This is a genomic window from Faecalibacterium sp. I4-1-79, from assembly GCF_023347235.1.
In the GTDB taxonomy this organism is placed as follows: Bacteria; Bacillota; Clostridia; order Oscillospirales; family Ruminococcaceae; genus Faecalibacterium; species Faecalibacterium tardum.
In genome coordinates, this window is record NZ_CP094467.1 from 455,274 (window position 1) to 471,769 (window position 16,496).

General features: G+C 55.7%; 11 protein-coding genes. 10 read left to right on the forward strand and 1 reads right to left on the reverse strand.

The window, feature by feature from the left end; translation table 11 throughout:
• Position 1 precedes the first annotated feature (1 nt).
• The 8 genes from MTP36_RS02225 to MTP36_RS02260 all read left to right on the forward strand — a co-directional run bounded on the left by MTP36_RS02225 (position 2) and on the right by MTP36_RS02260 (position 11,186).
• Positions 2-1,216 (forward strand): tyrosine-type recombinase/integrase, encoded by a 1,215-nt coding sequence (locus MTP36_RS02225; RefSeq protein ID WP_144166860.1) that lies wholly within the window; start codon positions 2-4, stop codon positions 1,214-1,216.
• 149 nt (positions 1,217-1,365) lie between these two features.
• Positions 1,366-2,574, forward strand: a complete 1,209-nt coding sequence (locus tag MTP36_RS02230; protein WP_144166861.1) for a tyrosine-type recombinase/integrase — start codon at positions 1,366-1,368, stop codon at positions 2,572-2,574.
• A 498-nt stretch (positions 2,575-3,072) separates the two neighbouring features.
• The gene (locus MTP36_RS02235; protein WP_055185523.1) at positions 3,073-4,365 is read left to right on the forward strand and encodes an adenylosuccinate synthase; all 1,293 of its coding nucleotides are present in this window, start codon (positions 3,073-3,075) and stop codon (positions 4,363-4,365) included.
• A 48-nt stretch (positions 4,366-4,413) separates the two neighbouring features.
• Positions 4,414-5,316, forward strand: coding sequence for a DegV family protein (locus MTP36_RS02240; protein WP_118657886.1), 903 nt, complete (start codon positions 4,414-4,416; stop codon positions 5,314-5,316).
• Between the two features lie 353 nt (positions 5,317-5,669).
• Complete coding sequence (locus MTP36_RS02245) at positions 5,670-7,313, forward strand: diguanylate cyclase (protein ID WP_249253161.1); 1,644 nt, start codon at positions 5,670-5,672, stop codon at positions 7,311-7,313.
• A gap of 15 nt (positions 7,314-7,328) precedes the next feature.
• Complete coding sequence (locus tag MTP36_RS02250; RefSeq protein WP_330220878.1) at positions 7,329-7,775, forward strand: HD-GYP domain-containing protein; 447 nt, start codon at positions 7,329-7,331, stop codon at positions 7,773-7,775.
• Between the two features lie 17 nt (positions 7,776-7,792).
• Complete coding sequence (locus MTP36_RS02255; RefSeq protein WP_249253163.1) at positions 7,793-8,617, forward strand: amino acid ABC transporter substrate-binding protein; 825 nt, start codon at positions 7,793-7,795, stop codon at positions 8,615-8,617.
• Positions 8,607-11,186, forward strand: coding sequence for a hybrid sensor histidine kinase/response regulator (locus tag MTP36_RS02260; protein WP_249253165.1), 2,580 nt, complete (start codon positions 8,607-8,609; stop codon positions 11,184-11,186). Before MTP36_RS02255 ends, MTP36_RS02260 begins: the two co-directional genes overlap by 11 nt.
• 631 nt (positions 11,187-11,817) lie before the next feature.
• Here the strand turns inward: MTP36_RS02260 and eno are convergent.
• Complete coding sequence (gene eno / locus MTP36_RS02265; RefSeq protein WP_249253167.1) at positions 11,818-13,104, reverse strand: phosphopyruvate hydratase; 1,287 nt, start codon at positions 13,102-13,104, stop codon at positions 11,818-11,820.
• A gap of 364 nt (positions 13,105-13,468) precedes the next feature.
• Between eno and MTP36_RS02270 the strand changes: the two genes are divergently transcribed.
• Together MTP36_RS02270 and MTP36_RS02275 are read left to right on the forward strand one after the other, a co-directional pair.
• Positions 13,469-14,890: an MATE family efflux transporter gene (locus MTP36_RS02270; RefSeq protein WP_249253169.1), complete on the forward strand. Its 1,422-nt coding sequence runs from the start codon at positions 13,469-13,471 to the stop codon at positions 14,888-14,890.
• 273 nt (positions 14,891-15,163) lie between these two features.
• Positions 15,164-16,387 carry an ABC transporter substrate-binding protein gene (locus MTP36_RS02275; RefSeq protein WP_055185518.1) on the forward strand — a complete coding sequence of 408 codons (1,224 nt, stop codon included), beginning with the start codon at positions 15,164-15,166 and terminating at the stop codon, positions 16,385-16,387.
• Positions 16,388-16,496: the final 109 nt, after the last annotated feature.

A 16,496-nucleotide genomic window follows, 5' to 3' on the forward strand; every position in this document is an offset into this window, starting at 1 on the left:
GATGGCAAGAAAAAGATATGCGATTCCTCAGTACGGAACCGTCATCATGGCGGGTAAGGAATATTACCGGACTCGAATTGAGGATGCTGATGGAAAGCGGGTGGCGTTGTATGGCAGAACCCGTGAAGAATTATATGATAAGGTGCTCGAAGCGAGAGAGCAGATTGAGGATAATACATTTCGCAGATCATCCCCCACAGTAAAGGAGTATTGCGAAAAGTGGCTGTTGTTACAATCCGCACAGGTAAGAGCCACTACATTGACGGATTACACATCGAAAGTAAACCGGCATATTATAAAGCCTCTGGGTCATATGAATATAGCAGATGTTACAGCGGATGATATTCGTCTGGCAATGGTTCCGGTATCAAAAAAATCAGCGTCTGTGTACAAATCGGTTAATATACTTTATAAGAGCATTTTTGCGGCGGCAAAGGAAAGCAAAGTGATTCAGGACAATCCTACAATTTATTTGTCTGGAAAGAACGGGGGAGTTCCTCAAAAAGAGAAAAACCCTTTGACTGATGATCAGGTGGAGAGATTGCTGGATGCGATAAGAGGATTACCACCGTATGTATTTGTGATGCTTGGTTTGTATGCGGGGCTTCGGCGAGAAGAAATTCTTGCATTGCAGTGGGATTCAGTTTTTCTGGATGAAGCAGCACCGTATTTGACAGTGTGCAGAGCTTGGCATACAGAGCACAATCGACCGGTAATAATGTCTGAACTGAAAACAAAGGCTGCTCATCGAGATGTACCGCTTCCTGATTGCCTGGCGAAATGCCTGAGAGAAGCAAAGGAGAATTCCACATCAGACTATGTTGTTGCGAACAGCGAGGGCGAACCGCTTTCATATACGCAGTTTAAGAGGCTCTGGCAGTATATTGTGACCAGAACTGTAAAGGAACGGAGCTACTACCGTTATGAGAATGGAAAACGAGTGAAGCATACGGTGAAACCGGTGCTGGGCGAAAGAGCTGCGCATAATGGAAAGGTGGTTTATAGCTTAGACTTTGAAGTGACACCACATTTGCTGCGGCATACTTATATTACAAATCTTATTCACGCATCGGTTGATCCTAAAACAGTTCAATATCTTGCCGGTCATGAGAACAGCAAGATAACGATGGACATTTATGCAAAGGCAAAGTATAACCGACCGGATGAACTGGCGGGCATATTAGAGGATACCTTTACACTGTGGGATGCAGAATAGGCCAGACAGTTTCATGAATGAGATCAAAAAGAGTAGGGATAATCCCTGCTCTTTTTACATATAGCGACATCCTTGAGAAACGGAGCAGCATTCTGGATAATTAAAGAGCAAAGATCAATTTGGATATCAAGAATATGGAGGAAGCAATAATGGCAAGAAAAAAAGTAGTGCCGGAATATGGCACAATTATGAAGAGGGGCGTTCAATATTACAGAACACGAATGCAGGATGCGGATGGGAAATGGATTTCGCTATATGCACAGACTCCTGAAGAGCTGTACGATAAATCCATTGAGATGAAACGCAGTATTGAGGATGAAATATTCCGGAAGAATAATCCGACAGTAGCTGAGTATTGCGAAAAATGGTTGACGATGCGCTCGGCGAGTGTGCGGGAAAACACATTGAGCGGATATGAGCGCACGATAAGAAAATACATTATTGGAGCTATTGGAGATATGTATATGGACGAAGTGACGACCGATGACCTTCGCTTGCTGCTGGTTCCAATCTCCAAGCAATCAGCTTCCCTGTACAGCAAAATGAATATGCTGATCAAATGTGTTTTCTATTCAGCAGAAGAAAGTAAAATCATCAGTTATAATCCGGCTGCGTCGCTTTCCGCAAAAGGCGGAACCCCAAAGCAGGAAAAGAAGGCATTGACGGATGAGCAGGTGAAAATTCTTCTGGATACAATCAGGGGATTACCACCGTATGTTTTCGTAATGATTGGGTTGTACGCAGGGTTGAGGCGGGAAGAAATTCTTGCACTGCGATGGGATTGTGTTTTCCTGGATGGTGCCACCCCATATATATCGGTAAGGCGAGCATGGCGTTCTGTAAATAATCGTCCGGTAATTTCAACAGAATTAAAAACGCCAGCAGCCAAAAGGGACATTCCCATTCCGGGCAAGTTGGTGGAATGCTTGAAAGAGGCAAAAGAAAAGTCAAAATCGGAATATGTGATCTCGGATAGGAATGGTAACGCTCTGGCTGAATCTCAGTTCGTGAGGGTGTGGAAGTACATAGCAGTTCGTTCTACGGAAGAACGCTGCTATTACACCTATGTGAATGGGCAGAAGATTAAGCATGTGGTAAAGCCGAAGCTTGGTGAGCATCAGCCGAACAATCCGAAGTTGGTATATACGATGGATTTTCAAGTGACACCGCATCAATTGCGTCACACTTATATCACGAACCTGATTTATGCTTCGGTTGATCCTAAAACCGTACAGTATCTTGCCGGACACGAAAACAGCAAGGTGACTATGGACATTTACGCTAAAGTCAAGTATAATAAACCTGCCCAATTACATGGGGTGATTAACAGAGCAATCGACACATCAAAAAAAGATTAGGGTTAAAATCTGACAAAAACCTACAAAATCGTGGGTTTAAGAACTGGTGGACGAAGAGCAAAAAGCCTGAAAAACCGCGTAAAATCAAGCAAAATCGAGCTTCGGTTTCGTGAAGTACGGTCTGAAGGCTGCACGACTGCGCATCTCCGGCGGTTGCCCCGTGAGGGGCGAGCCGGAGGCGCTCAAAATCCTTGCTCAAGCATCGCGTGCAGGGCGCAGCCCTGCCAGCGATGCACCTCAGTTCAGCAAGCGCTGATTATATTTCAGATGCAACTTTACGGCTCTGCTTCGGCGGAGCCGTTTTTGTTTTAAGGGGGAATCCGCCGCAAAAAGGTGCGTTCCCCCTTTTTTTGCGCGGCAGACTGTGCTATACTATAATTGCATTGGTGCGTGCCGCAAGGGCAGCAAACCGGTGCGTTTTACCCAAGGTAGCGTATCCCGGGCAAGGTGCACGGAAAAGGCTGTCTTTTGAAAAAAAGGATAAAGAGGTCATTTATTATGCTTACTGCAATTACGGGTATCAACTGGGGCGATGAGGGCAAGGGCCGCATGGTCGACCTGATCAGCCAGGAGTACGACATCGTTGCACGGTATCAGGGCGGCAACAACGCAGGCCATACCGTTAAAAACGAGCGTGGCAAGTTCGTGCTGAACCTGCTGCCTTCCGGCATCCTGCGCCCCAACGTCGTCTGCGTTATGGGCAACGGCATGGTCATCGACCCGCATCATCTGGACGGCGAGATCAATAAGCTGCGCGAGCAGGGCATTAAGATCACCCCGGAAAACTTGAAGATCTCCGACCGCGCAACCATCACCATGCCCTACCATGTGGAGCAGGATGGTCTGGAGGAGGCACGCCTGTCCAAGACCGGCGCACAGTTTGGCTCCACCAAGCGCGGCATCGCTTACGCTTACGGCGACAAGTACATGAAAAAGACCCTGCGCATGGGCGACCTGCTGCATCTGGACGACGCTGTGAAGAAGCGTCTGGTCACCATGGTGGATTCCAAGAATCTGGTCATGGAGGGCAGCTACAACGCTTCCCCCATCAGCGTGGACGAGATGTGGAACTGGCTGGAAAAGTATGCCGCCATCTTCAAGGACTACATCTGCGATGTGGGTCAGTATCTGGCCGATGCCGATGCCGCTGGCAAGAAGGTGCTGTTTGAGGCACAGCTGGGTGCCCTGCGTGATATCGACTTTGGCATCTACCCCTACACCACCTCCTCCAACGTCATCGGTGCTTATGCACCCATCGGCGCCGGCATCCCCGGCCACAAGCTGCACAACTCCATCGGCGTCATGAAGGCATACTCCTCCTGCGTGGGCGACGGCCCCTTCGCCGCCGAGCTGGCCATGACCGAGGAAGAGAAGCACGCCCTGCGTGAGGCCGGCCACGAGTACGGCGCAGCTACCGGACGTCCCCGCCGCGTGGGCCCCATCGACCTGGTGGCAAGCCGCTACGGCGTGTTCTGCCAGGGCTGCGACGAGGTCGCCCTGACCCTGCTGGACGTGCTGGACTACATGGAAAAGATCCCCATGGTCACCGCCTACAAGCTGACCGACGGCACCACTACCACCCGCTTCCCCATGGGTGAGGCACTGGATACCGCACAGCCTGTGGTGGAGTACCTGCCCGGCTGGCACTGCGATATCACCGCAGCCCGCAAGTGGGAGGACCTGCCCCAGCAGGCCCGCGATTATGTGGAGTATCTGGAAAAGGCTGTGGGCTGCAAGATCACCTATATCTCGGTGGGCGCAGAGCGCGAGGCTTACATCCACCGCGGCTGAGCTGCCGCCAAAAGCAGCCCCTGAGTTTCAGAAAAGGAAGCGTCACAGATGTTTGATATCATTACCGACAGCGCCTGCGACCTGACGCTGGACACCGCCAAGCAGCTTGGCATTGAGGTCGTGCCCTTTTATGTATCGCTGGACGGCGAGCATTACCGCAAGGAAGGGCTGGAGATCCCTGTGCGGGACTTCTATCAGTTCATGGTAGATAATCCGGCGGCCTACCCCAAGACCAGTCTGGCCTCCATCGAGGACTTTGAAAAGGTCTTCCGCGCACACGCCGAGGCGGGTCGGGCGGTATTGTGTCTGGTGTTCACCGGTAAGATGAGCGGCTGTGTGGGCAGCGCCCGCAACGCCCGGGATCTGGTGCTGGAGGACTACCCCGATGCCCGCATCGAGGTCATCGACTCTGCCGCCGCCACCGTGACCGAATCCACCATGGTGGAAAATGCCGTAGCCATGCGGGACGCAGGCTGCACCTTGGACGAGACTGTGACTTGGCTGGAAGCCGAAAAATCCACCAACCAGATCTTCTTCACCGTGGGTGATCTGGATTACCTCATCAAGGGCGGGCGCATCGGCAAGGTGACCGGTCGCGCCGCCAATATGCTGGGACTGAAGCCCATGATCCTGTTCAAGGACGGCGAGATCTTCTCCGGCGGCGTAGCCCGCGGCCGACAGAAGAGCTTTGAAAAGGCGCTGGAACAGCTGATGAACTATCTGGATGCCCACGGCGGCACCCCGGACGACTACCGCATTACGGTGGGCTACGGCTACGATGCCGATGAAGGCAAGCGTCTGTGGATGCAGACCCGTGCCGCCCTGCGCGCCAAGTACCCCGGCGCACAGTGCGAGGTAGGGCTTTTGCAGATCGGCTGTACCATCGCGGTGCACACCGGCCCCTATGCCTTGGGCATGGGCGTCATGCGCCGCTGGAAAAAGCAGGGCTGATAGAAAACAGAAGAAAACGGATAAAAATGAGATAGACTTTCTCGGAAGGGAAGGTCTATCTCTTTTTTTGTTGCAGGCTGAAACTGTAACGAATCGGATACAGTAAGAACTGCTTTTTCAGGCAGGGGGGAGCCCGCTGCCCTTATAACTTTTTCTAATGTGCCTTACTTGCCGTTCTGTTGGCAAAATTGGCAAAAAATGCTTGCATCTAGGCAGTTTTGATGATAAAATCATACTGTTATAGTATGCCCAAAAGCGGGGCGCACAGGAAGGTAAAGTTTGACATTGCGGCAATAGGGTGTACCATGTGCTTCCGGGGTGCGGTGCGCGGAGAAAGGGGCAGGGAAGGTAAAATGGAAACAGACGAGACAACAAAAGAAGAGCTTCTGCGGCTGGAACGCTATGCACAGAATATACCGGGCGGCTTTCACTGCTGCGCAGAGGATCCTGAAAACGGCTATCCTTTTGTTTATATCAGCGACCGTTTTCTGGAGATACTGGGCTGGGAGCGGGAAGAATTTGCGGCAAAGTTCAATAACCGCTATACAGCGCTACTGCACCCGGATGATCTGGCGGCCGGGCTGCGCTACCGGAACGCGGAAAACAGTGGGGCCTACGCACAGGAGGGCGACAGCATCTTCCGGCTGTTGGGCAAAAACGGCTACCGCTGGGTCTCCAGCGCCGCCAATAGAATCGTATGGCACGGTGATGGCTACATCGTGGCCACCGTCACGGATATTACCCCCTATATGGAACTGCGGGAAAAGCTGGAACAGCAGAACCGTACCCAGCGGGAAGCGCTGGAAAGCGCCAACCATAACCTGCTGCGGATGATGCAGCAGATGGAGAAGCAAAAAGCGCAGTTTGCCCAGACCGCCGCCCGGAATATAGAAAAAGAAAAGCACTACCGGCAGCGACTGAACCGTGACGCCCTGACCGGCACCTACAACCGCCGCTATTACGAGGAAGTGGTGCGCAATAACATCGGCCCGTCGTGCATTGCTCTGATGGATATCGACGATTTCAAGATCTGCAACGATACCTACGGCCACCACGCCGGAGATCTGGCGCTGGAAACCGTTGCAAAGGCTGTCCGCACCTGCATCCGGGAAACAGATCTGCTGATCCGCTACGGCGGCGATGAGTTTTTGCTGGTGCTGCCCGGCATCCCGGCGGATTACCTCAGGACAAAGCTGGAGCAGATCCGCGACGCAGTGCAAAAGGCGGTGGTGCCGGGCTACCCTCACTTCCGGCTTTCGCTGAGCATCGGCGGCGCGATGCAGACCCTTGCCGACCCCATGGAGAACGTGGTGCGCCGGGCAGACCTTTTGATGTATCAGGCCAAGAACCACAAGGACGCGGTAGCGGTGGACACACAGGACAGCCGGTTGGCGGCTCAGGAGCAAGTCTTGGAGGAAAAGCCCGTCATCCTGCTGGTGGACGACTCCATGATGAACCGCATGATGCTTGCCAGCATTCTGGGCGGGGACTACCGCATTCTGGAAGCCGAGAACGGCAAACGGTGTCTGGAGCTGCTGCAGACAGAAGCAGGGCAGATCTCGCTGGTGCTGCTGGATATCAACATGCCGGTCATGGATGGCTTTGAGGTGCTGCGCACCATGAACACCAACCATACCATCGAGGACGTGCCGGTAATCATGATCTCCAGCGACGACTCGGAAGAAGCCATCCGCGAAGCGTATGAACTGGGCGCCAGTGACTATGTGAACCGCCCCTTTGATGCCAAGATCGTCTATCGCCGGGTGTCCAACACCATTAAGCTGTACGCCAAGCAGCGGCGGCTGGTGCAGATGGTGTCCGACCAGATCCGCGCACGGGAAAAGAACACCGATGTGCTGGTGGGCGTGCTGAGCCAGATCGTGGAGTTCCGCAACGGCGAGTCCGGTTCTCATGTACGGCACATCCGCATCATCACCGAGACGCTGCTGCACCGGCTGATGGAGCTGACCAGCCGCTATGACCTGACCCCCGAATAGCAGGATAACATCCCGCTGGCGTCGGCGCTGCACGATATCGGCAAGATCGGCATTGACGAAGCCATCCTGAACAAGCCCGGCAGGCTGACCGCAGAAGAATTTGCGGTGATCAAGACCCACAGTATGCTGGGCGCAGAGATGCTGCACAAGACCGAAAACTTTGCCGAGCAGCCGCTGCTGCAGACCGCCTACGAGATCGCCCGCTGGCACCACGAGCGCTGGGACGGCAGGGGATACCCGGACGGGCTGAAGGGGGACGATATCCCCATCAGCGCGCAGCTGGTCTCCATGGCAGATGTGTATGACGCGCTGACCAGTGAGCGGTGCTACAAAAAGGCCTTCCCGCACGAAACGGCTGTCCAGATGATCACGAACGGCGAGTGCGGAGCCTTCAACCCGCTGCTGCTGCAGTGTCTGCTGGACGTGCAGGGGGAACTGAAACAGGAAATTTTACAATGGTAATGTGAGGACATCTACGAGTGACAAAACAGCGATCCAACCATAAAATATCCCGCCGTACCTTTTTAAAGGTATGTGCGGCTGCTGCGGTCGGGCTGACCGCCTGCGGCAAAATGCAGACGGCGGCAGCGCTGCCCGAGCTTACGGTGGGCAGCGATAACTACCCGCCGTTTATCTACATGAACAATGACAGCACCCCCACCGGCATTGATGTGGACATTGCCACCGAGGCCTTTGCCCGCATGGGGTATGCGGTGCGGCTGGAGATCATTGACTGGGAGCAGAAAACAAAGCTGGTGGAAAGCGGTGCCATCGACTGCATCTGGGGCTGCTTTTCCATGGACGGGCGGGAGCAGCTGTACCGCTGGGTAGGCCCTTATATGGTCAGCCGTCAGGTGGTGGCGGTCAATGCCGACAGCAGCATTGAAACGCTGGCCGACCTTGCAGGCAAGACCATGATGGTGCAAAGCACCACCAAGCCGGAGGAAATTTTCCTCGCCGGCACCGACCCCCGCATCCCGCAGTTTGGTGAACTGCTGAGCACCGAGGATCGCAGCATACAGTACGCCATGCTGAACTGCGGCTATGTGGATGCCATTGCCGCCCACGAGACCGCCATTTTGCAGTATATGCAGGACTGCAATGCCAACTTCCGCATTCTGGAAGAGCCGCTGCTGGTCACCGGCATCGGCGTGGCCTTTGCGCTGAACGACACCCGCGGGCTGGACGAAAAGCTGACCGAGACCCTTGCCGCCATGCGCGCCGACGGCACGCTGAAGCAGATCGTAGGCAAGTATCTGCCAGACCCGGAAAAGTATCTGGAGGTGGACGCCCTTGAACCGTAACAAGAAAACGTTCACGCCCAATATGCGGGTGGCGGCGCTCTATCTGCTGATGGGCGTGCTGCTTTTGCTGGCAGTCACCCTCTTCTCCGGGCGGGAGTCCATCCGCGCTACCGAGGAATACTTTGACCGCACCATCAACTTTGTAAAGGTGCAGTCCACCAGCTACGAAAAATACAATGACACCATCACCGCAAAGTCGCTGCGCCGGATGGCAGTGTCGGTGCGGCAGCTGGCTGAAAATGACGCTTTGGATCTTTACGACCCCGAAAGTCTCCGGGCAGAAACGGAGTCCCTCTGGCTTACCGGCATTGCCGTGCTGGACGAAAATGGAGAATTACTGTGTGAATATACAGATAATAATATCGGCTATGCGCAGTTTGCGGAATCTCTGCGGGAGCAAGCCGCGCTGAACGTGCTGCAAAACCCGCAAAAGACCTACCTCAAGCGCATTCTGTTACAGGATGGCACGGCGGTGGATGTTGCCACCCGCCGCGCCGCAGCAGGGGATGCCGTGCTGCTGGCTTACCGGGTGACCCCGCCGGAGTTTGTGGAGGGCGCAGCCCTGTCCATCCAAAGCGTGCTGGACGGCTACCCGAAGAACATCAGCGGCACCATCTTTATCGTGCAGGACAACAAGGTGATCGCCGCAAACGACCCGAGCCTCATCGGACTGTACACCACGAACAGCCCGCTGGTGCAGGGCATCCGCAAGGCCGGTGTGCCCGACGTTCTGACCCACACCCGCGACTGGGCAAATTCCGGCTGCTATTTCGGGATGTATAGCAACGGACAGAATTTTGATCTGTATCTCTATATCGACGAAAAATCGGTGTTCCGCAATTCCAGCAGCGCACTGCTGACGGCACTGATCTTCTATCTGATCTGCGTGGCAGTGCTGCAAACGCTGCGCCGCCGCTCCATGAAGCTTGCGGAGCAGCAAAAAAAGGAGCAGGAGCAGAAATATCACGCCCAGCTGGAGGAACAGAACCGCAAGCTGGAACTTGCCGTCCGGCACGAGGCAGCGGCAAACCGCGCCAAGCGGGAGTTTTTGTTCAATATGAGCCACGACATCCGCACCCCGATGAACGCCATTATCGGTTTCACCTCGCTGGCGGCGACCCATATTGAGAATAAGGAGCAGGTGCTGGATTATCTGAAAAAGATCTCCACTTCCAGCCAGCACCTGCTCTCCCTCATCAACGATGTGCTGGATATGAGCCGCATTGAGAGCGGCAAAGTAAAGATCGAGGAAAAGGCGGTGCATCTGCCGGATCTCGTGCACGATGTGCGCTCCATCATCCAGCCCAATATCAGCTCCAAGCGCTTAGCACTGTTCATCGACACCATGGACGTGGTGGACGAGGACATCATCACCGACCCGCTGCGGCTGAATCAGGTGCTGCTGAACATCCTTTCCAATGCCATCAAGTTCACCCCCACCGGCGGCATGGTGAGCATCCGCATTGCCCAGAAGCCCGGTGCGCCCAAGGGCTGCGGCAACTACGAGTTCCGCATCAAGGATAACGGCATCGGCATCAACAAGGAGTTCCAGAAGCACATCTTTGAGGAGTTCACCCGGGAGGAAAGCTCCACCGTCAGCGGCATTCAGGGTACGGGTCTCGGCCTTTCCATCACCAAGAGCATCGTAGACCTGATGGGCGGCACCATCACCCTTGAAAGCGAGCCGGGCAAGGGCAGCGAGTTTATCGTGAACCTTTGCTTCCCCCTCAGCGGGCAGAAGGCGGAGATCAAACAGCTGCCCCAGCTGGAAGGGCTGCGGGCACTGGTGGCGGATGACGACACCAACACCTGCCTGAGCGTCAGCACCATGCTTTCCAAGATCGGGATGCGCCCGGAGTGGACCATCTCCGGCAAGGAGGCGGTCATCCGCACCAAGTACGCCGTGGAGCAGGGCGATGCCTTCAGTGTGTATATCATCGACTGGCTCATCCCGGATATGAACGGCATCGAGATCGTGCGGCAGATCCGCAAGGTCATCGGGGACAGCTGCCCCATCATCATCCTGACCGCCTACGACTGGGCAGATATCGAGGAGGAGGCGCGCGCCGCTGGTGTGACCGCCTTCTGCGAAAAGCCGCTGTTCCTCTCGGAGCTGCGCAAGGTGCTGGCAGAGCCCTTCCGGGTGCAGTCGGCGCAAAAGCCCGCGCTGCCGCCCAAGGCAAGCTTTGACGGTAAGCGCCTGCTGCTGGTGGAGGACAACGCCCTGAACCGGGAAATCGCCATGGAGATCTTAAAGGAAGCAGGCTTCCTTGTGGACACCGCCGAGGACGGCGTTGAAGCGGTGGAAAAGATGGAGCAGTCCGCGCCCGGGCAGTACGACCTGATCTTGATGGACATCCAGATGCCTCGGATGGACGGCTACGAAGCTACCCGGCGCATCCGCGCCCTGCCCGACCCCCGCAAGGCAGGCATCCCCATTTTTGCCATGACCGCCAACGCCTTTGAGGAGGACCGGCAGAACGCCCTGAATGCGGGCATGAACGGCCACATCGCAAAGCCGCTGGATATCCCGCACCTGCTGAAGGTGCTGGAAGAAGCGCTGCAATAAGAACCCGCTCACGCATCGCTACGCGATGCCAGCTCCCCCTCGGGGGAGCTTTTTTGTTTCTGCCGGTCAGCGATTGAGAGCGTTCAGCCCGGCGGGGCATTCCAGACCGTCCCGCACAGCAAAAAAGCCGCCGCACAAAAAGTGCAGCGGCTTTGCGGGGTGTCACCTCACAGCCAGCGCTCAGAGATGATCCACCACATACCGGGCAGGTTGATCCGACCCAGCAGATGCTCCAATACGATCAGCATGGTATTCTCCTTTCAGACCGTCCGTTTCAGCCGAACAGCCCCTTCAGTAAAAACAGAAGCAGTTTCGTCAAGCTGCCGCCGCCCAAAAGGTTGAGCAGCGGCCCAAGGCCTTGAAACATGGAAGGTTTGCTCCTTTCGTTTCATTCCGTCCCGGCTGCTGCCGGGTGCCGGTCTGCCTTATATACGAACCAGCCCGCCGCAGGATTGCAAATACCATGGTGGTAAATATTGGGAGTATCGCAGCTGCCGTATGACTTTACGACCCCTTCCCGTGAAAAAAGTTGCTCAGAAACGCCCGCAGGCGTTTCTGAGCAACAAATCCAAAATACTATTTCCGCTGAAAATACCCAAAGCAGCGCGGAGGGCATTTCCAATCGTCTTACTTAAAACGCTTCCATGCCCGGGTAGACGGCGCTTTCGCCCAGCTGCTCCTCGATGCGCAGCAGCTGATTGTACTTTGCCACACGTTCGGTGCGGCTGGGTGCACCGGTCTTGATCTGGCAGGTGTTCAGCGCCACAGCCAAGTCCGCAATGGTGGTGTCCTCGGTCTCGCCGGAGCGGTGGGAGCTGATGGCATTGTAACCGGCCTTGTGTGCCATCTTGATGGCTTCCAAGGTCTCGGAGACAGAGCCGATCTGGTTCAGTTTGATCAGGATAGCGTTGCCCGCACCCAGCTGGATGCCCTTTGCCAGACGCTCGGTGTTGGTCACAAACAGGTCGTCGCCCACCAGCTGCACCTTGCCGCCCAGCTCGCGGGTCATCTGCTGCCAGCCCGCCCAGTCCTCTTCGTCCAGACCGTCCTCGATGGAGATGATGGGGTACTTTTCCACAAGGCTCTTCCAGTGTGCGATCAGCTCGGCGGAGGTGAACTCGGTGCCCGCCTTGGGCAGCTTGTAGAAGCCCTTGCCCTTGGGACTCTTCCACTCGGAAGCGGCGGCATCCATTGCCAGCATAAAGTCCTTGCCAGGCAGATAGCCCGCCTTTTCAATGGCAGCCAGAATGGTCTCGATGGTCTCCTCATCGCTGGAAAGGTTGGGTGCAAAGCCGCCCTCATCGCCCACGGAGGTAGCCAGACCCTTGGACTTCAGGATGGCAGCCAGCGCATGGAACACCTCGGCGCACCAGCGCAGCGCTTCTTTAAAGGAGGGGGCACCCACCGGCATGATCATGAATTCCTGTGTGTCCACGGTGTTGGCGGCGTGTGCGCCGCCGTTCAGGATGTTCATCATGGGCACGGGCAGGCGGTTGCCGTTTACGCCGCCCAGAAAACGGTACAGCGGCATTTCCAGCGAAGCGGCTGCTGCGCGGCAGGCTGCAATAGACACCGCCAGAATGGCGTTTGCGCCCAGATTGGACTTGTCCTTGGTGCCGTCCGCTTTGATCATGGCGGCGTCCACGGCGTAAATGTCGGAAGCATCCATGCCCACAACGGCGTCCGCAATGACCGTGTTGATGTTTTCCACCGCCTTGGTCACGCCCTTGCCCAGATAGCGGCTCTTGTCGCCGTCCCGCAGTTCCAGCGCCTCAAACTCGCCGGTGGATGCACCGGAAGGGGCACAGCCGCGCGCCACAGTGCCGTCCGCCAGCGTGATCTCGGCTTCCACGGTGGGGTTGCCGCGGGAGTCTAAGATCTCGCGGCCTACAACAGATTCAATTTCCAGATAATTCATCTTGAAACCCTCCTGAATATCATTTTCTCTCCCATACTGCCCGGGCGGGCAGATGGGGAACTGCTCTATTTAGTTAGTTATATATAACTAACTGCCAATATCCTACCACGCTTTGCGCCCCGGTGCAAGAGCCGGGGCGGATGTTTGCAGACCTAAATTTTTAACAGGGGGCGCAAACCGCCGTGGAAAACCCGTTTACAGTCTGCCCCCTTGCGGCAGCGGGGATACGTTATGCTTACCATGTGTTTTTTATATGGCAGATACACCAAAAATTTTCTTTACTTTTTGGCAGTTCGGCTCTATACTGGTTGCGGCGTTTACGCTGTTTTACCATTTATAGTCGTTATAGAGGAGGATTTTTGCAATGAATAAGGATCTGACGGTGGGCAAGCCGTCACAGGTATTGTGGCAATTCTGTCTGCCCATGTTCGGCAGCATCATTTTCCAGCAGCTGTACAACATCGCCGACAGTCTGGTGGCGGGCAAGTTCATCGGTGAAAATGCGCTGGCTGCGGTGGGCAACAGCTACGAGATCACCCTGATCTTCATCGCCTTTGCCTTTGGCTGCAACATTGGCTGCTCGGTCATCGTGTCCCGCTACTTTGGCGCAAAGGAATACCGCGAGATGAAGACCTCGGTCTACACCTCCCTCATCGGCTCTGCCGTGCTGTGCGCCGTGCTGATGGGCATTGGTCTGCTGGGCTGCGACGCCCTGCTGAAGCTCATCAACACCCCGGAGGAGATCCTTGCAGATTCTGCGCTGTATCTGGATATCTACGTTCTGGGTCTGCCCTTCATGTTCTTCTACAACATTGCCACCGGCATCTTCTCTGCCCTTGGCGACAGCAAGACCCCCTTCTACTTCCTTGCAGTCTCTTCTTTGTCCAACATCGGCGTGGACATCCTGTTCGTCGCCGGTTTCAAGATGGGCATTGCCGGTGTGGCATGGGCTACCTTCCTGTGTCAGGGTGTCAGCTGCGTGCTGGCCATGGTGGTGGTGTTCCGCCGCATCCGCGCCTTCCGCACCGAGGGTCATGTGCAGCTGTTCTCGTGGAATATGCTGGGCAAGGTGGCCGTGGTGGCTGTGCCCAGCATCCTGCAGCAAAGCTTTGTCTCGGTGGGCAACATCATCCTGCAGAGCATCATCAACACCTTTGGTGCCAGCGTCATTGCAGGCTACTCTGCCGCCGTCAAGCTGAACAACATGGTCATCACCTCCTTTACCACCTTGGGCAACGGCATCTCCAACTACACCGCCCAGAACATGGGCGCAGGCAAGATGGACCGCGTCAAGGAAGGCTTTGGCGCGGGCCGCAATCTGGTGTGGCTGCTGTGCGTGCCGCTGGTGGTGCTGTACTTCTTCTTTGGCCGCTTTTTGCTGCTGCTGTTCATGAACGACCCGCAGGGCCCTGCCATTGACACCGGTATGCTGTTTTTGCGCATCCTCTCTCCCTTCTACTTTGTGGTGTCGGTCAAGCTGGTGGCAGACGGCATCCTGCGCGGCTGCGGCCTGATGGTGCGGTTCATGATCGCCACCTTCACCGACCTGATTTTGCGTGTGGGCATTGCCGCCGTGCTCAGCGCCACCGCGCTGGGCTCTACCGGAATCTGGATGGCATGGCCTGTGGGCTGGTGCATCGGTACGGCGCTTTCCATGGTGTTCTACGTCACCGCCATCCGCAAGGCACTGGCAGAGCCGCTGGCTGTTGCCGAGGCTGAGGGACAGGCCGCAGAGACCCGCGCCGAGGCCGAATTTGCCGCCGACGCCGAGATGGAAACCCTGTAACCATTTTGAAACCCGTGAATCCATTTCATCTCACAGATAAACAAAATGAACAATTTGAAATAGTGCACAAAATCGCGTTCTAATTTTTGTATAAAGTATCAACAAAGCCGAGAAAATGCGCCCAAAAGTATGGACGGTTTGTGAATTGCGGATTTGAACCCAGATAGCTATAATAACAGATAAGAACAGGAGCAAGGCCACTTTAGAGGGGAAGGGCCTTGCTTCCGTTTTTATCAATTTACTTTATAGAACACTCCGAAGGAGGAGATTTTTATGAAAAAGATGATCACTCGTCGTCAGTTCATGGCTGCTGCCGGTGTTGTTGCCGCAGCAAGCGCTCTGACTGCCTGCGGCGGTTCTTCCGCAAGCACGGCCGCTTCTTCTGCTGCCGGTTCTACCGCCGGTTCCGCTGCTGCCTCCGGCAGCACCATCAAGGTGGGTGTTCTGGGCCCCATGACCGGCGATGTTTCCGTTTACGGTCTGGCTGTTATCAACGGCGCAAGCCTGTACATGAAGCAGGTCAATGCCGATGGCGGTGTCAACGGCAAGCAGCTGGAGATCATCACCATGGACGAGCAGGGCGATGCTACGCAGGCCGTGACCTGCTTTACCAAGATGTGCGATCAGGGCATCACTGCTCTGGTGGGCGATGTTACCACCACCCCGACGCTGGCTGTCGCCGCTGAGAGCGCCGATTACAATATGCCCATGGTCACCGCTTCCGCTACTGCCGAGGCTGTCACCTACGATGCCGAGACCGACACCGTGAACGCCAACGTGTTCCGTGCAACCTTCACCGACCCGTTCCAGGGCATCAAGATGGCTGACTACGCTTACAAGAAGCTGGGCTACACCAAGGCAGCCGTTATCTTCCTGAAGGGCGCTGACTACAACGAGGGTCTGGCCGAGAATTTCGTGACCGAGTTCGAGAGTCTGGGCGGCACCGTCGTCGATCAGGAGAGCTACTCCGAGGGCGATGTGGACTTCAAGACCCAGCTGACCACCATTCTGGGCAAGGGTCCCGAGGTGGTGTTCTGCCCCAACTACTATCAGGACGTGGGTCAGATCCTTGCGCAGGCCGAGAGCGTTGGCCTGAACGTTCCCTTCCTGGGCGGCGACGGCTGGGATGGTCTGGAGGGCTACGCTACCGCCGACCAGCTGAAGGATGCTTACTTCTGCGCAAACTACGCAAAGGGCTCCAACCCCGACTTCGAGAACGCCTACAAGGCTGAGTACGGCGAGGAGTACCCCAACGGCTTTGCACCTCTGGGCTACGATGCAGCCATGACCGTTGTGTACGGCATCAAGGCAGCTGAGGAGCAGGGTCTCGAGGCTGGCTCTGACGAGTACAAGCAGGCCGTCATCGACGCCATTGCCGGCGGCACCATCGAGGGCATCACCGGCACCTTTACCTTCGACGAGCACCACAACCCCGTCAAGCAGACCGCTATCCTGTGCTTCGACGGCGCAACCCCCGTGCTGAAGGAAATGTTCTGATCTGCGCCGTTCCATCCACCGGTGATGGAGCCGCCCGCACAGAGCAAACCCCATGATTTTCTGGAGAACGCCGGAACAGCTTTTTTCTGGTCAGGCGTTCTCCGTTTTT